The 20166-nt window shown below is 65.8% G+C and carries 17 protein-coding genes and 1 pseudogene; 8 read left to right on the top strand and 10 right to left on the bottom strand.

Annotation, left to right across the window (positions count from 1 at the left end):
* The first annotated feature begins 29 nt into the window (after positions 1 to 29).
* The 3 genes and pseudogenes from AC1MLZ_RS13945 (at position 30) to AC1MLZ_RS13935 (ending at position 4658) form a co-directional block, all read left to right on the top strand.
* Positions 30 to 2198, top strand: a complete 2169-nt coding sequence (locus tag AC1MLZ_RS13945; protein ID WP_480958994.1) for a histidine kinase dimerization/phosphoacceptor domain -containing protein — start codon at positions 30 to 32, stop codon at positions 2196 to 2198.
* The gene (locus tag AC1MLZ_RS13940) at positions 2195 to 3523 is read left to right on the top strand and encodes an amidohydrolase family protein (protein ID WP_480958993.1); all 1329 of its coding nucleotides are present in this window, start codon (positions 2195 to 2197) and stop codon (positions 3521 to 3523) included. The genes AC1MLZ_RS13945 and AC1MLZ_RS13940 overlap by 4 nt, the downstream gene beginning before the upstream one ends.
* A 95-nt stretch (positions 3524 to 3618) precedes the next feature.
* A pseudogene (locus AC1MLZ_RS13935) lies at positions 3619 to 4658 on the top strand (alpha/beta hydrolase).
* A gap of 18 nt (positions 4659 to 4676) precedes the next feature.
* On the opposite strand, the gene AC1MLZ_RS13930 reads toward AC1MLZ_RS13935, so the two are convergent.
* The 7 genes from AC1MLZ_RS13930 to rpmI all read right to left on the bottom strand — a co-directional run bounded on the left by AC1MLZ_RS13930 (position 4677) and on the right by rpmI (position 12298).
* Positions 4677 to 6245 carry a peptide chain release factor 3 gene (locus tag AC1MLZ_RS13930; RefSeq protein ID WP_480958992.1) on the bottom strand — a complete coding sequence of 523 codons (1569 nt, stop codon included), beginning with the start codon at positions 6243 to 6245 and terminating at the stop codon, positions 4677 to 4679.
* 207 nt (positions 6246 to 6452) lie between these two features.
* Positions 6453 to 7328 carry an aldose 1-epimerase family protein gene (locus tag AC1MLZ_RS13925; protein WP_480958991.1) on the bottom strand — a complete coding sequence of 292 codons (876 nt, stop codon included), beginning with the start codon at positions 7326 to 7328 and terminating at the stop codon, positions 6453 to 6455.
* A 121-nt stretch (positions 7329 to 7449) separates the two neighbouring features.
* On the bottom strand, positions 7450 to 9864 hold the full coding sequence (gene pheT, locus AC1MLZ_RS13920) for a phenylalanine--tRNA ligase subunit beta (RefSeq protein ID WP_480958990.1): 2415 nt from the start codon (positions 9862 to 9864) through the stop codon (positions 7450 to 7452).
* Between the two features lie 111 nt (positions 9865 to 9975).
* Positions 9976 to 11070, bottom strand: coding sequence for a phenylalanine--tRNA ligase subunit alpha (gene pheS, locus AC1MLZ_RS13915; RefSeq protein WP_480961561.1), 1095 nt, complete (start codon positions 11068 to 11070; stop codon positions 9976 to 9978).
* A gap of 22 nt (positions 11071 to 11092) precedes the next feature.
* Positions 11093 to 11419, bottom strand: coding sequence for a GIY-YIG nuclease family protein (locus AC1MLZ_RS13910; protein ID WP_480958989.1), 327 nt, complete (start codon positions 11417 to 11419; stop codon positions 11093 to 11095).
* 290 nt (positions 11420 to 11709) lie between these two features.
* Positions 11710 to 12075: a 50S ribosomal protein L20 gene (gene rplT / locus AC1MLZ_RS13905; RefSeq protein ID WP_056054375.1), complete on the bottom strand. Its 366-nt coding sequence runs from the start codon at positions 12073 to 12075 to the stop codon at positions 11710 to 11712.
* A 19-nt stretch (positions 12076 to 12094) separates the two neighbouring features.
* Entirely contained in the window at positions 12095 to 12298 is a 204-nt protein-coding gene (rpmI, locus tag AC1MLZ_RS13900; RefSeq protein WP_031395289.1) for a 50S ribosomal protein L35, read from the bottom strand.
* A 168-nt stretch (positions 12299 to 12466) separates the two neighbouring features.
* Here rpmI and AC1MLZ_RS13895 point away from each other — a divergent pair, with 168 nt between their 5' ends.
* Positions 12467 to 14614: an AsmA family protein gene (locus AC1MLZ_RS13895; RefSeq protein ID WP_480958988.1), complete on the top strand. Its 2148-nt coding sequence runs from the start codon at positions 12467 to 12469 to the stop codon at positions 14612 to 14614.
* A 405-nt stretch (positions 14615 to 15019) separates the two neighbouring features.
* Here AC1MLZ_RS13895 and AC1MLZ_RS13890 read toward each other — a convergent pair whose 3' ends face one another.
* On the bottom strand, positions 15020 to 15856 hold the full coding sequence (locus AC1MLZ_RS13890) for an inositol monophosphatase family protein (RefSeq protein WP_480958987.1): 837 nt from the start codon (positions 15854 to 15856) through the stop codon (positions 15020 to 15022).
* Between the two features lie 90 nt (positions 15857 to 15946).
* Here AC1MLZ_RS13890 and AC1MLZ_RS13885 point away from each other — a divergent pair, with 90 nt between their 5' ends.
* Entirely contained in the window at positions 15947 to 16486 is a 540-nt protein-coding gene (locus AC1MLZ_RS13885; RefSeq protein WP_480958986.1) for a peroxiredoxin, read from the top strand.
* 100 nt (positions 16487 to 16586) lie between these two features.
* On the top strand, positions 16587 to 17627 hold the full coding sequence (locus AC1MLZ_RS13880; RefSeq protein WP_480958985.1) for a GGDEF domain-containing protein: 1041 nt from the start codon (positions 16587 to 16589) through the stop codon (positions 17625 to 17627).
* 422 nt (positions 17628 to 18049) lie between these two features.
* On the opposite strand, the gene AC1MLZ_RS13875 is transcribed toward AC1MLZ_RS13880, so the two are convergent.
* Positions 18050 to 18688 carry a YbhB/YbcL family Raf kinase inhibitor-like protein gene (locus tag AC1MLZ_RS13875; protein ID WP_480958984.1) on the bottom strand — a complete coding sequence of 213 codons (639 nt, stop codon included), beginning with the start codon at positions 18686 to 18688 and terminating at the stop codon, positions 18050 to 18052.
* 3 nt (positions 18689 to 18691) lie between these two features.
* A complete protein-coding gene (locus tag AC1MLZ_RS13870; RefSeq protein ID WP_480958983.1) occupies positions 18692 to 19204 on the bottom strand; it encodes a hypothetical protein in 513 nt (170 codons plus the stop codon).
* Positions 19205 to 19288: 84 nt separating this feature from the next.
* On the opposite strand from AC1MLZ_RS13870, the gene AC1MLZ_RS13865 reads away from it, so the two are divergent.
* Both AC1MLZ_RS13865 and AC1MLZ_RS13860 read left to right on the top strand, forming a co-directional pair.
* Positions 19289 to 19714, top strand: a complete 426-nt coding sequence (locus AC1MLZ_RS13865) for a DUF1810 domain-containing protein (protein ID WP_480958982.1) — start codon at positions 19289 to 19291, stop codon at positions 19712 to 19714.
* 66 nt (positions 19715 to 19780) lie between these two features.
* Positions 19781 to 19906: a hypothetical protein gene (locus AC1MLZ_RS13860; RefSeq protein ID WP_259457500.1), complete on the top strand. Its 126-nt coding sequence runs from the start codon at positions 19781 to 19783 to the stop codon at positions 19904 to 19906.
* The last annotated feature ends 260 nt before the right edge of the window (positions 19907 to 20166 follow it).

Below are 20166 nucleotides of genomic sequence, written 5' to 3'. Positions count from 1 at the left end.
TCGAGGCTCGATAGGAGAGTTTCGGGTACATGAGCGCGTCGAGCGATATTGCCGGTTCCACCAAGGACGTGGGGCTGGATCTGAATGCGTGCGACCGCGAGCCGATCCACATCCCCGGTGCGATCCAGCCGCATGGCCTGCTACTCGTCGCCGATGCGACGAGCCTGACGGTCGTCGCGGGCGCGGGCGATCTCGAGACCCGCCTGACCCCCGACTGGCTCGGCAGTGACCTTTCCGCGCTGTTGGCGCAGGACATTGGTGCGACACTCACAGCCAACGACACGGTCTCAAGCGTCGCTCTCGCTGGGCTGCCAGTAGCGGGCCTGACCGAACGGTTCGATGTCACCCTCCACCGCAGCGCCGAGCACATCCTCGTCGAACTCGAACCCGTCGAAGCGGAGCCGGTCACCGCGGCCGGCATGCTCGGCCGGCTCAACGCGATGGCAATGACGTTCGAGCGCGCGAGCAACCTCCAGACGTTGTGCGAGCGCGCCGCGACCGCGTTCCGCCAGTTGACGGGCTTCGACCGCGTCATGGTCTATCGCTTCCTCGACGACGAGGCGGGCCGCGTGATGGCCGAGGACAAGGCGACGGGGCTCGGCACGTTTCTCAACCACCATTTCCCCGCGTCGGACATCCCGAAACAGGCGCGTGCGCTGTACGTTCGCAACCGGACGCGGACCATTCCCACGATCGCCTACGCGCCCGCGGTGTTGCGCCCGGTCGAGTTCGAGACGCTCGACCTGAGCGACGTGGCGCTGCGCAGCGTGTCGCCGATCCACCTGCGGTATCTCGCCAACATGGGCGTGGCCGCGTCGGCTTCGATCTCGATCGTCAAGGACGGGCTGCTCTGGGGCCTGATCGCGTGCCATCACGGTTCGCCAAGAGGCCTCACCCCCGACATCCGCGCGGCATCGGCGACTTTGGCCAGTGGCCTTGCGCGCCAAATTCGCGCGAAGGAGGAGGCGGAGACCTACCGCGAGCGGCTGCGGCTGCGCGCTGCGGAGGACGCGGTCATCCCCAAGCTCGCAACCGAACCGGCCCCGCGCAGCATCGTCACGACTTTGCGCGACGATCTCCGGCGGATGCTCGATGGCGACGGCTTCGCCTATGTCGAGGGGACGATGGTCGACACCGACGGACCGTGCCCCGGCAAGGACGACATTCTCGATCTCGCGGCATGGGCAAGGACGCGCGGCGGGATCGAGCCGTTCACGACGCACGAACTGCCGTCGCTGTTTCCCCGCGCCGAAGCCTATCGTGCACAGGCGAGTGGTGTGCTCGCGCTATCGCTGGTCGACGAGGGCGCGATGCTGTTGTGGTTTCGTGCCGAGCAGATCGAAGAGGTCGAGTGGGCGGGCAATCCGCACAAGGCGGTCTCGCTCGATCCGAACGCAGTGCTGACGCCGCGCACCTCGTTCGAATCCTGGACCCAGGCCGTCAGTGGCCGCTCGCGGCGCTGGACGCGCGAGGAGATCGAGGCCGCGCATCGCCTGCGCCGCGCGTTCCACGACGCGTACGTCAACCAGCGACTGCGGTTGCTGAACGCCGATCTCCAGCGGACGCTTGCGGACAAGGATGCGCTGATCGCGCAGAAGGACGTCCTGATGAAGGAGGTCAATCACCGCGTGCAGAACAGCCTCCAGCTGGTCGCGGCGTTCCTGTCGCTGCAGGCTAAATCGTCCGACGATGCGAAGGTGAAGGCACATCTGGCCGAGGCGCAGGCGCGGCTTGCGGCGGTGGCGCTGGTCCACCGCCGACTGTACCGCGACGACCAGGTCGAGTCGGTCGACCTTTCACGGTATCTGGAGGAACTCGCAGACGACATGAAGACGTCGCTCGGCGAGGATTGGGCGGCGCACATCAGACTGGATCTGGCGCCCGTGCTGGTACCCACCGATCGCGCGGTGAACATCGGGCTGGTGCTGACCGAACTGATCATCAACGCCAGCAAATATGCCTATGGGGGCAAGCCGGGCCCGATCCTGATCGCGCTCGAACAGCATCGTAGCCGGTTGCGGCTGATCGTCGCGGACAAGGGCGTCGGCAAGAGTGCGACAACGACGGACGGACGGGTAGGATTCGGTAGCCGGATGATGACCGCGGTGGTTGCCGGACTATCGGGGACGATCGAGCAGGACGACAACATGCCCGGGCTGTGCGTCGTCATGACCGCACCGATCGAGGATGAACGATGATGCGATATCTGGTTTGGGGCTTGCTGGCCGCGAGTGCACTGGCGACATCGGGGCTCGCGCAGACCGTGGCGATCACCGGCGTCCGGCTGATCGACGGGCGCGGCGGCGCACCGGTCGAGGATGCGACGATCGTCATTGTCGAGGGGCGGATCGTCGCGGCGGGCAGGGTCGCAGTCCCGGCGGGGGCGGAGCGACGCGATTACCGCGGCCGCAGCGTGATGCCGGGGCTGGTCTCAGACCATAGCCATGTCGGACAGGTCAGCGGCACCGAGACCGGCGCGAAGAACTACACGCGGACCAATATCGCCGAGCAGCTCGCGCAGTTCCGTCGCTACGGCGTCACTACGGTGACCGCGCTCGGCAACAATGCGCCGTCGTTCGCCGCCATCCATGCCGACGCACATGCCGGACGGATCGACGGCGCCGACCTGTTCGGCGTGATGCAGGGAATCGGAGTCCCGAACGGCGCACCACCCCAGGCGATGCTCAAGGTCGGCCCCGACCAGCTCTTCCGCCCGTCGACACCGGACGAAGCGCGCAAGGCAGTGGCGATGATGGCCGCCGAGAAGACCGATCTGGTGAAGCTGTGGCTCGACGATTTCGGCGGCAGCGTACCGGTGAAGATGAGCCCCGCAATCTACACGGCCGTGATTGCCGAGGCACATGCGCGTGAACTTCGCGTCGCGGCGCATATCCACGATCTCGCGGATGCCGAGGCGATCGTCGCTGCAGGCGCGGATATCATCGCGCACGGCGTTCGCGACAAGCCGGTGCCGCCACGCTTCGTTGCGACGCTGAAGGCGAAAGGGGTCTGGTATATCGCGACGCTCCAGCTCGATGAGGCGACGTTCGCCTGGGCCGATCGCGCGCCGTGGACCCTGACCCCGTTCGCACGGGCGGCGCTGTCGCCTGCGCTCGCTCGGCAGGTCGACGATCCGGCTTGGCGCGCCAAGATCGCGGCAGACCCCAAGACCGCCGATGCACGTGCGTCGCTGGCGATGAACCTGCGTAACCTGAAGACGCTCTACGATGCCGGCGTGAAGATCGGTTTCGGCACCGACAGCGGCGCGAGTCCGGTTCGCGTTCCCGGCATTGCCGAACACCGCGAACTCGCGCTGATGGTACAGGCCGGACTGACACCGGTACAGGCGTTGCAGGTGGCAACCGCCAACGCCGCGGCCCTGCTGGCACTGCCCGACCGCGGTATCATCGCGCCGGGACTGCGCGCGGACCTGCTCGTTCTCGACGGCAATCCGGCGCAATCAATCGGCGATGCCGACAAGGTCGTCGAGACCTGGGTAGCAGGACAGTCGGCGGCCTTCTAAAATACGTTTCATATGCGTGACTTACGGTTGGCACTGGCACCGGAACGAACTCGGTACATCAAGGCTTAAGCCGCGAGTGGGGGCACTCGAACAGGATGTTCCAGCATGTGCCCAATCGGTCGTCGCGCGCCATGATGGCGCTTGCCGCCGCGGCGCCGATCACGACCTCCGGCCTCGCGCTGACGAGCCACGCCGTTGCGCAGTCGGCACGATCGGTCGATGCCGCTCCCCCGCCCCCGCCCCCGCCGCCCGCGACCGCTACGAAGCCGGCCAAGGCCACGCCCGACATGCAGGCGGTGCTCGATCAACTGGCAGCGCTCGGCGGCAAGCCAATCGAGGCGCTCACCCCGGCCGTGGCGCGTACCCAGCCTTCGGCTGCCGACGCCACCAAGGCAGTCATGGTCAAGCACGGCCTGTCGGCAACGCCCGACGCGACGGTGACGACGCAGGACGTCGCCTATGGCAGCGATGCCAACCAGTTCGCGCGAATCTACAAGCCTGCGTCGCTGGCGAACGCAAAGAACCTGCCGGTGATCGTGTATTATCACGGCGGTGGCTGGGTGATCGCGACGGTCGACACCTATGATGCCCGCCCGCGCCTGCTCGCCAAGCAGTTTGGCGCGATCGTGGTGTCGGTCGAATACAGTCACGCCCCGGAATTCGAGTTCCCGGTGCAACATGACGCTGCCGCCGCCGCCTATCGCCGGACGCTGCAGAACGCCGCCTCCTGGGCGGCGATCCGCGCAAGATCGCGGTCGCCGGTGAGAGCGCAGACGGCAACCTGGCCGTCGCAACGGCGATCTACGCCCGCGACAATCGCCTGATCACGCAGCTGCATATCCTGTCGGCCTATCCGATCGCCAACAGCAGCATGACGCTGCCGTCGCGGATGGACTCGGCCGATGCAAAGCCGCTCAACGGCGCGATGCTGAAGTGGTTCGACCGCTATTACCAGACCACGCCCGCCGATGCGCAGGACCCGCGCCTGAACCGCGTCATGGCTAACCTGCGCCGCCTGCCGCCGACGACGATCATCAATGCGCAGATCGATCCGTTGCGTTCCGACGGCGAGACGCTTGCCGGGCAATGCGTGCGGCCGGCAACAAGGTCGAGCAGCGCACGTTCCCAGGCGTGACGCATGAGTTCTTCGGGTTTACCGCTCGCGCGTCGCGGCGAAGCGGATCTTCGAATAGCGTTCGGCGATGTAGTTCACTTCCCACGCGCTCTTGGCGAGGAAGACGGGGTTGCCGTCGCGGTCCTTGGCCATCGCGCCGCGGTTGATCTCGGCGAAGGTCTTCAGTTCCAGCGGGTCTTCCGCCGAGATCCAGCGCGCGGTCTCGTACGGCGCTGGCTCTAGCCCCGCCGCGACCTTGTACTCCGCGTCGAGACGCGACAGCAGCACTTCGAGCTGGAGCTGGCCGACCACGCCGATGATCCAGTTCGAACCGATGTCGGGGTAGAACACCTGCGTCACCCCCTCCTCGGCCATGTCGTCGAGTGCCTTGCGCAACTGCTTGGTCTTGGTGAAGTCCTTCAACACGACGCGGCGGAGGATTTCGGGTGCGAAGTTCGGCAGGCCGGTGAAGCGGATCGCCGCCTTTTCGCTTAGCGTGTCGCCGACCCGGAGCGTGCCGTGGTTGGGGATGCCGATGATGTCACCGGGGAACGCCTCGTCCGCGAGTTCCCGGTTCTGCGCGAAGAACAGGATCGGGGAATGAACCGCGATCGGCTTGCCGTGACCGGTCGGCGTGAGCTTCATGCCGCGCTTGAACACGCCCGAGCAGAGCCGCATGAACGCGATCCGGTCGCGGTGGTTGGGGTCCATGTTCGCCTGTACCTTGAACACGAAGCCGGTGACTTCGGGCTCGTCGGGCGAAATGGGGGCGGGCTCGGCGGGCTGCGCGCGCGGTGGCGGCGCATAGTCGGCGAGCGCGGCGATCAGTTCGGCGACGCCGAAATCCTTCAGTGCGGAGCCGAAATACACCGGCGTCAGATTGCCCGCGCGATAGGCTTCGGCGTCGAAGCTCGAATAGCCGCCCTGTGCGAGTTCGGCTTCGTCGTTCAGGCGGATCATGGCTTCGGGGCTCAGGATCTTGCCGAGTTCGGGATCGTCGATGCCGGTGAACGGAATCGCCTTGCCCATGAATTCGCGACTGTCGCCTTCGGGGCGGCTCAGCGTGTTGGCGTAGAGATCGTACACCCCCTCGAACTCGCCGCCCATGCCGACCGGCCAGCTCATCGGGCATACGTCGAGCTGGAGCATCTCGGCGACCTCATCGAGCAGCGAGAACGGATCGCGGCCTTCGCGGTCGACCTTGTTGACGAAGGTGATGATCGGCACGTTGCGCAGGCGACAGACCTCGAACAGCTTCCGCGTCTGCGGCTCGATGCCCTTGGCGGCATCAATCACCATGACCGCCGAGTCGACGGCGGTCAGCGTGCGGTAGGTGTCTTCGGAAAAGTCTTCGTGGCCCGGGGTGTCGAGCAGGTTGAACGTGATCCCCTGCCGCTCGAACGTCATCACCGAGGACGTGACCGAGATTCCGCGCTGCTGCTCGATCTTCATCCAGTCGGAGCGGGCGCGACGCGTCTGGCCCCGCGCCTTCACCTCGCCGGCGAGATGGATCGCGCCGCCGAAATAGAGGAGCTTCTCGGTCAGCGTGGTCTTGCCGGCATCGGGATGCGAGATGATCGCGAAGGTGCGGCGGGGAAATTGGGTCATGGCGTGGGTCCGGTGAGCCGAGTCGTCGGACTTGGCTGGGAAAAGAAGGTTAGGCCGGGTTAGGCCAAGATGCAGTCCGCGCGAAATGCGGCGGGATGCAGTTGGAGAACGCGGCGGGCTTGGCGCCGCTCTTGGCAGATGTGGGGCGTGTAGGACAGGGGGCGACCGGCATCATTACGCTCCCTTCCCCTCCAGGGGGGGGGGCTTTTAGGGAACCAGCGTCACGCTCATGGTGATGCTCTTCGTGCCGCCCGGAGCGATCTCGAACACGCCGGGCTTGTCGCGGTAATCGCCGGTATAGCCTTCCGGGTCGGCGATGCCGTGCCAGGGTTCAACGCAGACATAGGCGGCGCCGGGCTTGGTCCAGATGCCGAGCTTGGGGGTGTCGGGGAAGGCGATCCGCAACTGCGGGCCAGTCTTGGCGCCGTAGGTGACGGCGTCGGAGTGGATCGGGGCCCAGACCAACGCATCCTTGGCGAACAGTTCGTCGCGGAGGGCGATAACGCGGTTCTCTACCGGGGATGCGCGTTCGTTGACGGCAATCTGGCCGTCGGGGCTGATTGCTTTCAGCTTGCCGGGCTCGTCGGCCGCAAAGGTGATGTGGTGGTCTGCGCGGGCTTCGCCGTACGGGAGCGGCCAGGCGAAGGCGGGGTGGAAGCCGAAGCTCGCCGGCATCGCAGCGTCGGTACGGTTGTGGATGACGGCTTCGATCGCGAGCGTCGCGCCGTCGAGCGTGAAGACGATGTCGAGCGCGAAGGCGAAGGGGTAGGCGGCGCGCGTTTCTTCCGAATCGATCAGGCGGAAGGTGGCGGACGTGTCCGACTGCGCGATGACCTCGAACGTCGAGTGGCGGGCAAAGCCGTGCTTCTGCATGGGGTAGGCCTGGCCGTCGAGGCGGATGACGCCTTCGTTGACGACGCCGACGACGGGGAAGAGGATCGGGGCGTGGCCGGTCCAGAAGGCTGGGTCGGCGTTGGTCATCAGCTCGCGGCCGTCCGCGTCCTGAAGGTGGGTGAGTTCGGCGCCGTGGGGGTTGATCCGGGCGGTGAGGTGGTCGTTGGCGATCGTGATCAGGTCGGTCATGGGGGTCCTTCCTTCGATGATCGTGCCCTCACCCTCGCCGCCTTCGGCGTCTCTCCCTCTCCCCTCGGGGGAGAGGGAAGGGGCCCGCGGCCACTTGGTCGTGGGAAGGGTGAGGGCACGCTTATGCGCGCAGGCTCGCGCCTTGTTTTGCTGCAGCCGCGACCACCTTGTCGGCGATGGCCTTGATCTCTTCGTCGGTGAAGCTCTTGGCCGTCGGTTGCAGGACGATCTCGACCGCGACCGACTTGTGGCCGTCTTCGACGCCCGCCCCGGTGAACACGTCGAATACGCGAGCCGCCACAATCGACACCTTATCGACACCTTTGACCGCGCGGACCAGCGCGTCGGTGGCGAGTGCCGCCGGTACGAGGAAGGCAAAGTCTCGGCGGACGGCTTGGAGTGCCGGGGGCGTGTAGGCGGGGCGGGTGAAGCCCGTGGCCCGCTTGGGTGGAATGGCGTCGAGGTAGAGTTCTACCGCGGCAACAGCGCCGTCGAGGTCGAATGCCTTCAGCACGGACGGGTGGAGCATGCCGAAGCTCGCCAGCACCGTCTTGGGTCCGAGGCGGAGCGTGCCGGACTGACCGGGGTGCCAAGCGTTGCCGGCCTCGCCCATGACTTGCAAATTATCGACCGGAGCGCCCGATGCGGCGAGAAGGGCCAAGGCTTCGGCCTTCGCGTCATACGCGTCGAAGCTCGCGGCCTTGCCGTCGCGCCAACCGCGGGGGCGGCGGTCGCCGGCGAGGACCACGCCGAGCGTCGGGCGTTCCGCGTCCGCCAGATAGCGGCGGCCGATCTCGAACAGGCGGACACTCTGTGCCCCGCGCTTGAGGTTGCGTCCCGTGGCTGCGAGCAGGCCGGGGAGCAGCGAGGGGCGCATGACCTTGAGGTCCTCGCTGATCGGGTTGGCGAGCGTCCATGCGCCGCCGCCGAAGGGCGCGGCTTCGGCTTCGGAGAGGAAGCTCCAGGTTACCGCTTCGTCGAGACCTCGGGCCGCCGCCGCGCGGCGCGCCCTACGTTCGAGCTTCTGTTCGGGCGTGGCGGTCGGCTTTGCGACGCCGGGCATGCGGGGGAGCGGCGTCGAGGGGATGTTGTCGATGCCCTCGATGCGGACGACTTCCTCGACGAGGTCGGCGGGGCCGTCGACGTCGCGGCGCCAGGTCGGGATCGTGACCGGCCATTTGCCTTCGATCGTCGAGAACAGCGCGTCGCTGAACGCATCCGCGGACTTGATCGCGCCGATCGTGAAGCCGAGCGACAACAGCGTGCGTGCCTGGCGTTCGGGGGCGACGTGGAGGCCGCCGAGGTCTGCGCTGAGGCGGGGGTCGTAGTGGATCACGCGCGGTTCGAGCGGGGGTTCGCCCGAGCGGGTGACATCGCTGGCCGTGCCGCCGCAGATGTGAAGGACGAGCGCGGTGGCGATGGCGAGGCCGTCGTCGAGGAACGCCGGGTCGACGCCGCGTTCGAAGCGGCTGCGCGCGTCGGAGGTGAGCGTGAGCTTCTGGCCGGTGCGGGCGATGTGGTCGGGATCGAAATAGGCGCATTCGATGAGGACGTCGGTGGTGTCCGCGGAGACGCCCGAATGCTCGCCGCCCATGATGCCGCCGATGTCGTGCACGCCCGCGTCGTCGGCGATGACGGTCATGGTCGCGTCGAGCATGTAGGTCTTGCCGTTGAGTGCGACGACTTGTTCGCCTGCCTTGGCTTTCCTCGCGACGAGGCCGCCGGGGAGTTTGGCGCGGTCGTAGACGTGTAGGGGGCGGCCTAGGTCGATCATCAGATAGTTGGTGATGTCGACGAGTGCGGAGATCGGCTTCTGGCCGATCGCGAGCAGGCTGCGGCGCATCCATTCGGGGGATTCGCCGTTGATCACGCCGGTGACGGTCTGGGCGAAGAAGGCGGGGCAGCCGGCGGTGTCTTCGGTGCGGACCTCTGGACCTGCGCCGTTCGCGGCGATCTGGTCGACGATCAGCGGCGTGAGCGTGCCGAGACCGGCGGCTGCGAGGTCTCGCGCAATGCCGCGGACGCCCATGCAGTCCTGGCGGTTGGGGGTGATCGCGACGTCGATGACTGGGTCAGTGAGACCGGCATAATCGGGGTACGCGGTGCCGATCGGGGCGTCTTCGGGTAGTTCGATGATGCCGTCGTGATCCTCGCCGAGTTCGAGCTCGCGCGTCGAGCACATCATGCCGTTGGATTCGACGCCGCGGATGCTGGCGAGCTTGAGCGTCACGTCGAGGCCTGGGACGTACGCGCCGGGTGCGCCGAATACGCCGACCAGGCCGGCGCGCGCGTTGGGCGCGCCGCAGACGACCTGCAGGGGTCCGTTACCGGCATCGACCGACAGGATCTGCAGCTTGTCGGCCTGCGGGTGGCGTTCGGCGGTGAGAACCTTGGCGATCTTGAACGCAGCCAGCTTCTCGCCGGGGTTCTCGACGCCTTCGACTTCGAGGCCGATGCGGGTCAGCGCCTCGACGATCTGGTCGAGCGTGGCGGTGGTTTCGAGGTGCTGCTTGAGCCAGCTGAGGGTGAACTTCATGATATCAGCCCGTCACCCCAGCGGAAGCTGGGGTCTTTGCGTGGTGGGCGTTGCGGGTGGCAACGGGGAGACCCCAGCTTTCGCTGGGGTGACGGTTGTTGGTGAGGGTGCTCATGCGCCGACGCCTCCGCTGAGGGTCGGCACGTCGAGGCTCGAAAAGCCGTAATGCTTGAGCCAGCGGATATCGCCGTCGAAGAACGGGCGGAGGTCGTCCATGCCGTATTTGAGCATGGCGAGCCGGTCGATCCCGCAGCCGAACGCGAAGCCCTGCCATTCGTCCGGGTCGAGCCCGCACGCTTCGATGACTTTCCGATGGACCATGCCCGAGCCGAGGATCTCGAGCCAGCCATCGGGCTCGGCGCCGCCGACGACGCGCTTGCCCTTCACCAGCGTGTAGCCGACGTCGATCTCCACCGAGGGCTCGGTGAAGGGGAAGTAGCTGGGGCGCATCCTGAGCACGATATCGTCGCGCTCGAAAAATGCCTTCACGAAGGTTTCGAGCGTCCATTTGAGATGGCCGAGCGTAATGCCCTTGTCGATGACGAGGCCCTCGACCTGGTGGAACATCGGCGTGTGCGTCGCGTCGGAGTCCGAGCGGTAGGTGCGGCCGGGGGCGATGATGCGGATCGGGGGTTTCTGGCTCAGCATCGTGCGGATCTGGACCGGCGACGTATGCGTGCGGAGGAGCATCCGCTTCGCCGGTTCACCTTCAGTGAAGAGCGCAGCAATCGGATCATCGTCCACCATATAAAAGGTGTCGTGCATCGCGCGCGCAGGATGCGTCTCGGGAATATTGAGCGCCGTGAAGTTGTGCCAGTCGTCTTCGATCTCTGGACCGGTCGCGACGGCGAAGCCGAGGTCGGCAAAGATTTCGGCGAGTTCGTCCATGACCTGGCTCACCGGGTGGATCGTCCCGGGCGTCGGCGCGTCGGCGGGGAGCGTCATGTCGAGCGTTTCACTGGCGAGGCGCGCGTCAAGTGCGGCGCGTTCGAGCGTGGCTTTCCGCTCGGCGATGCCGTTGGCGACGGCTTCGCGGAGGCCCTGGATGATCGGGCCCTGCACGAGCCGCTCGTCCGGCGTCATCTTGCCGAGCGTCTTCAGCAGCGCGGTGATCGTGCCCTGCTTGCCGAGCGCCTCGACCCGGCACGCGTCGAGCGCGTCTAGGCCGGATGCGGCGGCAATCGCCGTCAGCATGTGTTCGCGCATCTGGTTCAGGTCTTCGGTCACGTCATACTCCCATGGGCTCGGCTAGGCGGGGCAGCCCGAGGCCGATACCCAGATCGTCCCAATTTTCGTTCCGCGCTTCGATCAGGTCGATCTTCCACGCTCTTCGCCATTCCTTCAGCCGCTTCTCGCGTACGATCGCGGCCTCCATACTGTCGAACATCTCGTAATAGGCGAGACGCTTGATGCCGTACCGGCGAGTGAAGCCGGGGATCAACCCCTCTCGGTGCTGAACCAGCCTTGCGAGGAGATTTGAGGTTACGCCGATGTAGAGCGTGCCGTGGCGGCGGGAGTGGAGGATGTAGACGCAGGGCTGGAAGGTTTCGCGCATTTCATGCTCCCCTGATCACCGCGTCCCGGATCTTGCTGATCCATCGTTAACACCCCGTCATCCCGGCGGACGCCGGGACCCACGGTAGCCGGCCGGGTTGTGGTAGCACGTTATCGCTGGATCCACCGTAACCATGGGTCCCGGCGTTCGCCGGGATGACGGATAGGGGTTTGGGAACCACGGAGTTTGGAGGGCTTGGGGCTGTATCGCTATCTAGGCGAACCCCAAACGCAGGAAGGGCGCCGGTGGTCTCCCACCGACGCCCTCCCGAAACTCACCTCAGTCGCGAATTACGCGGCCTGGGGGAGCGCCGCCTTCACCTGTGCGACGATCGCGCTGAATGCAGCGCCCTCGTGCATGGCGATGTCGGCCAGGACCTTCCGGTCGAGTTCGATACCTGCAAGCTTCACGCCGTGCATGAACTGCGAGTACGTCAGACCCTCGGCGCGGACGCCGGCGTTGATGCGCTGGATCCAGAGGCCACGGAACGTGCGCTTCTTAACCTTGCGATCGCGATATGCGTACTGTCCGGCCTTCTCGACGGCCTGACGGGCGATGCGGATGGTGTTCTTGCGACGGCCATAATAGCCCTTCGCCTGAACCAAAATACGCTTGTGCTTGGCGCGGGTGGTAACACCCCGTTTTACGCGTGCCATTGTCTAATTCCTTCTCAGCTCAACGCAGGCCGTAAGGCGCCCAGGCCTTAACCGCTGCGGTATCGGCCTTCGACAGCAGCTTGGTGCCGCGGTTCTGACGGATGTACTTGCCGTTGTGATGCGCCAGACGGTGACGCTTGCCGGCGACGCCGTGCTTGAGCAGGCCGGTGGCGGTGAGCTTGAAGCGTTTCTTGACGCCGCTCTTGGTCTTCAGCTTGGGCATTTTTATCCTTTCGGTTAACGAAGGAGGACGCTGAAATCGCCGCGGCAGCCCACACTGGCCGGGCGATTCGTCGAACGCGTTCCCTTCGAGGAAGCGGGCCGCATAGACGGGCAGGTTCCGAATGTCTACCTCTTGGAACCGCGAGGCGTGCTGTGCGATACAGCTTGCATGGACGACAGCCCGACGCCGCCGATCGACGCCCCCTCCCCGGCCTCCCCCCCGGCCGCTGCGCCCGTCGACGCGCAAAAACGTCGCAAGCGGCGGATACTGCGTAACATCCTGCTCGGGATCTTCGCGGTCATCGCCGCGATCTGGCTGGTGTTGTACATCACCAAGGGGCGCTTTCTGAAGCACCCGTTTGAGCGCGTCGTCGGATCGCTGACGCACCGGACGCTGACCGTGCGCGGCGATTTCCAACTCTATTTCGCGCCGTTCCGCATCAAGCTGTACGCGGAGAATTTCACGCTCTCGAACCCCGACTGGGCGAGCAAGCCGAACCTGTTCCAGGCGGACAGGCTCGACACGCGGATCGCGCCGCTGTCGCTGCTCTTCGGCAAGCGGCGACTATACTGGCTCGACCTCGTCAATGGCGCAGTCGATCTGGAGTGGAACGCGGCGCATACGGCCAATACCTGGACGTTCAGCGAGAAGAAGGGGGGCGAGCCGCTGGAGTTTCCACGGATCGACGTGGCCACAGTCACGGGAACAAGCATGCGCTATCTCGATCCGCGGATGCGCGTGCTGGCAGACCTGAAGGTTGATGATATCCGGTCGGTGGATGCGACGATCGGCCGTGCGGTGGGACTGAAGGGAACGGGCCGGCTGCGCGAGACGCCGTTCACCGTGACCGCGCAACTCCTGTCGCCGGACGCGACCGCCAATCGCGGGCAGAACAAGCTGGTTGCCCGGATGCGCGCGGCGGGGAACGTGATCGACGTGGCGGGCACGCTGCCGAGCATCGCGGATGTCGAGAACGTGCCGCTCGCCGTGACCGCACGCGGTGCCAACCTGTCGACGCTGCTTGGGATCATCGACGTCGCGATCCCGAACACGCGGACCTACAAACTGCGCGCGCAACTCATCAAGCAGGGCGACGAATACGCCTTCACGCATCTGCGTGGCGTCGCAGGCCGGACCGATCTCGCGGGCAAGCTGACGATCGTCAACGGCGAGCGCATCCACCTTGATTCGGTGCTGGCGACCAAGAGCCTCGACATCGTCGATGCCGCGCCCTTCATCGGCTACAATCCCGATATCGTCGAATCGAAGGGCGCGGTGGCTGCGGCAGCGGCGACCGGGGCAGCACCGCAACGCCTGCTGCCCGACGCTGCATGGCCGGTCGCGACGATGCAGATCTTCGACGCCGACCTGAAATGGACGATTGGCGTCGTCAAATCGCGCAACATCCCGATCTCGAACGTCGACCTGACGCTGGACCTGGAGCGCGGGCGGCTGGCGCTGTCGCCGCTGACTTTCGCGATGGCGCGCGGCAACGTCGCGTCTGACGTGATCTTCGACACGCGGGCACGGCCGAGCGCGGTGTCCTATGACATCCGTCTTGCGCCGACGGCGATGGGGCGGTTGCTGAAGGGCTATGGCCTCGCCGAAGCGGGCACGACGGGGACGATCAAGGGCCGTATCAAGCTGGAGGGACGGGGCGATTCGATCTATCAGTCGCTGGCCTCGTCACGCGGGCGGATCGCGTTCGTGATGCCGTCGGGCGCGCTGTCGGTGCGCAACGTGCAGCTGGCGGAACTCGATATCGGCACGTTCGCGCAGCGGATGTTCCAGGGGAAGCTCGATGAGCGGGTGCAGGTCAATTGCGGGCTGATCGGCTTTACCGTGCGTGGCGGCGTCGCGGCGGCGGACCCGATCCTGATCGACACGCGCAAGAACGTGATCGTCGGGCGGGGTGGGTTCAGCTTTCGCAACGAGGCTGTGGATCTGGCATTCCGCGCGGACTCGAAGAAGTTCAGCCTGTTCGCCGGACAGTCGCCGGTCGGTTTGGGCGGCATGTTCGCGGCACCGCAGATGCAGGTGATCTCGAAGGATCTCCTCGCGCGTGTCGGAAGTGGGCTTGGGCTGGCGCTGGTGGCGACGCCGGTGGCGGGTATCCTGGCGTTCGTCGACGTAGGCGACGCGAAGTCGACGGCCTGTGGACCGGTTCTCGCTGGCGCGACGGCGGCGGCGCAGCGGACGGCTAAGGGCCAGCCGCGTGACGACGTAGGGCATGGGACGACCGCCAAGGCTGAAGACGGGAAGACGTCGGCGGCGGAGCGGAAGGGACAGAAGAAGAAGTTCCTGGGGATCTTCTGAGGGGACGGGGGTGTCTCTTGCTAGGGCAGCGTCTTGCTCCAGTGCGGGCGTTGAAACTGATGCGACGATCAGCCAAGCTGGACCGGAGTTCGGCTTTGGCGCGTGACTTTCAGAGTGCTGCTTTATTCGGGGCTGGTGTCTTTCGTCTTCCTGACGAAAGGCAGAATCCAGAGCCTAAAGCGCCGCCATCCAGTAACCCCGTCATCCTGACTTTCGTCAGGATGACGGGGTGGAGTTGGAGGTCGGGTTCGAAGGTCGGGGCGGAGGTTGCGGGTGGGGAGCGCCGCTTCTGCTCCCCTTCCGCTTGCGGGAGGGGTCAGGGGAGGGGCGTGCCCCATAAGCCGGACGCCAGTACGTACGTCGCGCCCTCCCCTAGCCCTCCCGCGAGCGGGAGGGGGATTCCTGTCAGTGGTCGTGGCCTTCGTGCCCATGTTCATCGTGCGCGGTCTGTAGCCGATGCATCGCCTCCAGCACGTCGTCCATACGCGCGGGGTCGCCGATCGCCAGGACATGTCCCTCGCTGTCCGCCGTCAGCGGGTCGCCGTTCCAGTCGCACATGCGGCCGCCCGCGCCTTCGACCACCGGCACCAAGGCGGCGAAGTCATAGAGTTTGAGCCCCGACTCGCAGACCACGTCGAGATGCCCACTCGCGAGCAGACCGTAATTGTAGCAGTCGCCGCCGTAGACGGGCCCCTGCCGCGGGTTGCCGCCCGAGATTGCCGCGACCAGCGCCAAATAGTGCGGGACGTCGACCTCATCGAAAAGGTGCGGGCTGGTGGTGGCGATCGTCGCGCCGGCCAGTTCGCGGCAGGTGCGGGTGCGGACCGGTAAGCCGTTGAGCGTCGTCGGACGCCCCGCGACCCCGACCCAGCGTTCGCGCTGGACCGGCTGGTCGATGATCCCGAGCACCGGCCAGCCATCCTCGACGAGCGCGATCAGCGTCCCGAAGATCGCGCGGCCGACAGTGAAGCTGCGCGTGCCGTCGATCGGGTCGAGCACCCATTTGCGGTTGGTGACGCCCGTCTTCTCGCCGAACTCCTCGCCGACGATCCCGTCGCCCGAGCGTTCCGCATCGAGCAGCCGGCGCATCGCGGCTTCGGCCTCGCGGTCGGCGCGGGTGACGGGGGACTGGTCGTCCTTGATCTCGACGCCGTGCTCGTGGCGGAAATAGGGTCGGATGACGTGGCCCGCAGCATCCGCGAGGCGGTGCGCGAGATCGATATCGGCTTGGGTTACTGGCATATTTCCAGCCTATCGAGCGCAAGCGTCACGGGCAATGGACGGATCGTTCGCGCCGGCGTAGGCCATTGCGATCTAAACGGAGTATCATCCATGCGCCTCGTCTCGACACTTGCTACCGCCGCTGCCCTCGTCGTCGCGGCGCCTGCGCTGGCGGCACTCGCGCCTGGCGCAAAGGCTCCGGATTTCACCACGCGCGGCGCGATCGCGGGCAAGGTGTTCACCGTCCACCTCGCCGAGCAGCTGAAGAAGGGCCCGGTCGTGCTCTACTTCTTCCCCGCGGCGTACACCGGCGGCTGCAATGCCGAGGCGCACGCGTTCGCCGAGGCGATCCCGGCGTTCACCAAGGCAGGCGGCACCGTAATCGGCATGTCGGCCGACAACGTCGAGACGCTCAGCAAGTTCTCGGCCGAGAAGTGCGCGGGCAAGTTTGCCGTCGCCAGCGCGGGCCCTAACGTAGTCAAGGGTTACGACGTCGCGCTCGGCAAGCAGATCTCGGGCCGCGACGTGACCAAGCGCACCAGCTACGTCATCGCCAAGGACGGCCGCGTCGCCTTCGTCCACGACGACATGAACCCCGCCGAGCACGTCGCGACGACCCTTGCCGCCGTTCAGAAGCTCACGCGGCGGTAATTCAGTAGATAATTACAACGACCGGCAGATAATGGCCGGTCAGTGACGCTATCCTAACGCTTTTGGGTCTATTGATTTAGATCGAGAGGCGGAGAGTGACATGCGGAGTGTGCGGGCGGCTAAGCCAGTAATCGAACCATCGCGGGACAGCACACTGTTCGAGCGCATTGGTAGTTTCCTGGCCGAACATGCGCTTAGCCCCGATCCCGCGCATTACGCGTTTGCGTTTGCGGTGGTGTCCGCCCCTGCCGGACCGTTGGCCAAGACGGTGTCGCGGCTGACGGCACACGGTGTTCGGCTGAGGGCGCACGATATCGAACGACTCGCCGGGCGTGTCGCGGACGACTCGCCAGCCGTCCAAAAACGCCGCGCGCCGGCGTCCGACGCCAATACCGACACGGCCGATGCGCTGGTTATCGAGACACAGCAACAGGTCGACGACTTCGCGCAGATGATGCGGACGATGCAGGCCGAAACATCGGGCTTCGGGCGCGATCTGGCCAGGAGCGCAGCCTCGATCACGCAGATGGCGGAGATCGACGAGATCACCCGGATCACCAGCTCGATGATCGCGCGCATTCACGACAGCGAGGTCCGATTGGCCGAGGCAACCGCGGAGACCGATGCGTTACGGGCCAAACTCGCCGAAGCGCGCGATACGGCACGGCGCGACGTCCTGACCGGCCTGCCCAACCGCCGCGCGTTCGAGGAGGCGTTTGCGGGGCGCGATCCGAGCGCGGGGCCTTATTGCCTGGCGGTATGCGACATCGATCGCTTCAAGCACGTCAACGACCTGCATGGCCACGGCGTCGGCGACCGTGTGTTGATCGCGATCGGCCAGGCGATGGCGACCGAATGCGCGCCACATCTCGTCGTCCGTCATGGCGGCGAGGAGTTCGCGGTGCTGCTAAGCGGCGTGAGCCTGTCCCGTGCTGCCGAGTTGCTCGACACGGTTCGACAGACCGTTGCACAAAAACGGTATCGCAATCGCGAGACGGATACACCGCTGGGGACGATCACGTTTTCGGCGGGCATTACCGCGATCCACGCCGACGAACCCGCCGAAACCGCGTTCGAGCGTGCCGATCGACTGCTGTACACCGCCAAGGAACGCGGTCGCGATCAGATATGCGCGGCCTGATCCTGGAAGTTGGTGCGATTTACCGCGCTGGCGTGGCGTGTTTTCCCAACTCTTTCACGAGCGATCCAGGAATCCTAGCTAGATCAATGCGTTAAGAAACTGGCACGGCGCATGCAAATCATTCGACATGGGAGGCTGGATGGTCCGGCGCCCACCAGTCGAAGGAATTTCCCATGTCACTCCGTTTCGAAACCGCCCAGCGTATCGCTCTCTCGTTCGTCGGTGCGCTCTTCTTCGCCGCCATCGCCGTCAGCGCCGCCACGCCAATCATTCCGATCGCCTGACCGCGGCGCCAAGGAGCATCATCATGAACCGCAGCATCATCATCGGCCTCGCCGCCTTCTCGACCACGATCCTGTTGATCCTGACACATGCCGGCAGCGCGCTGGCCTGAAGATCCGGGTCGCGGCCTTAACGCCAGATTAGGCAGGCGCGCCGATTCCCACCGGTCCGACCGGTGCATCTTCTTCGCGAGAATACGTACCGATCAACAGCCCCGCCGCCAGTACGTGACCGGCAATAGCTTCGATGACCGCCGAGCGACCGGGCGTGGTTCCGGGATCCCCTGCCCCGGCACCGATCGCGAAAAGCTGAAATGCATAACGGTGCTCGCCGTGCCCGCGTGGTGGATCGGGTGGCAGCCAGCCTTCGCGTAGATAGGAGTTGCGTCCGACATCACGGCCGCCGGTATCGTCGCTATCATCGCCAGCGCCGTCCGCGACGATCGCACCCTCCGCCAGCCGCCCAGCATCGGCTTCGAGACCCCAGACTATCGCATGGACAAGAGGTTGCGGTGCCGGGGCATCGGGATCCTCCACGACGAGTACCATGCGCTCGGTTCCAGCCGGCGGCGTGCTCCAGACGAGCGGCGGCGATACGCCCTCGCCGGCATCCGCATCCGCGGTAAATCGGGGTGGCAGGCGGCCTTCATGCGCGAAGGCGGGACTGGTCAGGTCGAGCGTTTCGAAATCGCTGCCCAGTTGAACGATAGCAAGCTTGTCGGCACCGGCACGCAGACCGCTCATCGCGGCGCCTAGCCAGGCGGGAATGTGTTCGAGCATGGCTTATCCTTGCGAGGGGCAGGACGCATCGCGGCGAGCGGGCGCTGCCCCGTTGTACCAGTCGCTGCGCGTGCCCATCGTCGCCGAATCATGGTAGCAGACTTCGGTCTTGCCGCCCTTCGGATCGACAAGCACGGCCCAGTTGTGATCGCCGCAATTATGCTGTTCGCAGCCCCAGGCGGCGACGCGGTTGCCCAATGTGAAGATCGGCGTCTCCGGCCCCGAACGCCCGCGGATTCTCTCGCGCAGCTTCGCATTGCCGACCGCATGGACCAGGCCCGTGGCGACATCGGTACGGTCGTAGAAATCGACCCCGCCGACGGCATCATGCGGATATTTGCCGACATAGGCGGTGATCGGCGTCGTCTGCGCCTGTCCGGCGATCGGCGTCGGCGCGCGCGTTTCGGGCGGCGTGAACCCGCTTGGCGCGGCGGTGTTCGTAGGATCGTCCTTTTTCCCGCACGCACCGAGCAACAAGGGCGCGGCAAGAAGCGCAACCGTGATCATCGTCTTCATGGCATTTCCTCGATCGTTACGGGTGCAAACGTACCGGCAGGCGTTAGGGTTGCGGGAACCGAATGAGCTGACCATGTGGCGGCGATGACGCATGATCTCGACCGCTTCGTCGCCGCGCAGGACGGCGTGTATCCGCAGGCGCTTGCCGAATTACAGCGGGGGGCCAAGCGCAGCCACTGGATGTGGTTCATCTTCCCGCAGATCACCGGACTGGGGCAGAGTACGATGGCGCGAACCTATGCGATCGCCGGCGCGGATGAGGCGCGGGCGTATCTCGCGCATCCCGTGCTCGGGCCACGACTGATCGAGGTTACGCGGGCGGTGACGGCTGCGGCCGGATCCGCCGAGGCGATCCTCGGCGGGATCGACGCGGTCAAATTGCGGTCCTCGATGACGCTGTTTGCCGCGGTCGCCGACGACCCCACGCCGTTTCGCAGCGCGCTGGACCGGTTCTTCGGTGGCCAAGACGACCGGGCAACGCTGGACCTGCTTGCGTCGGGCCCGCGATAAGACGGGTGTATCGCCGGCGAAAGGTGTAGCATCGCCCTGGGGCCTTCCGCCCCATGAGGTGTGGTCATGGCCAAGAGCCAGAAGAAATCGAGCAAGGAAGTTCGCAAACCCAAGGCCGAAAAAGCCCCCAAGGCAAATGCGTCGAACCCCACCACCAAGGGCAAGCCCGTGGAGATGACGACGCTCAACTAGGGCGTTTAGCTGAGAGATCGTCGTTCGATTTCGGCGGTCGCTTGGCGCGAGACGGGGCAGTAGCTACGGTGACTGATCGGCCGCGTATCGGGGTCATTGGTTGTCGAAGGTGGCGACCTCACGGTCTTCGTCCCAACGTGCGCGATGTGCCTCGACTCGACGGCCTGGCTTCGAACCACTTGACGGACGATTGAGCGGCACGTTGTTCGACTCCTCCGGACGGATCACACAACGCTCCCATCTAATCCGCGTCATCCTGA

This window comes from Sphingomonas sp. PEI4 (assembly GCF_056679955.1).
Note: the sequence above shows the minus strand (reverse complement) of the source record. Positions and strands in the feature narration are given on the sequence as shown.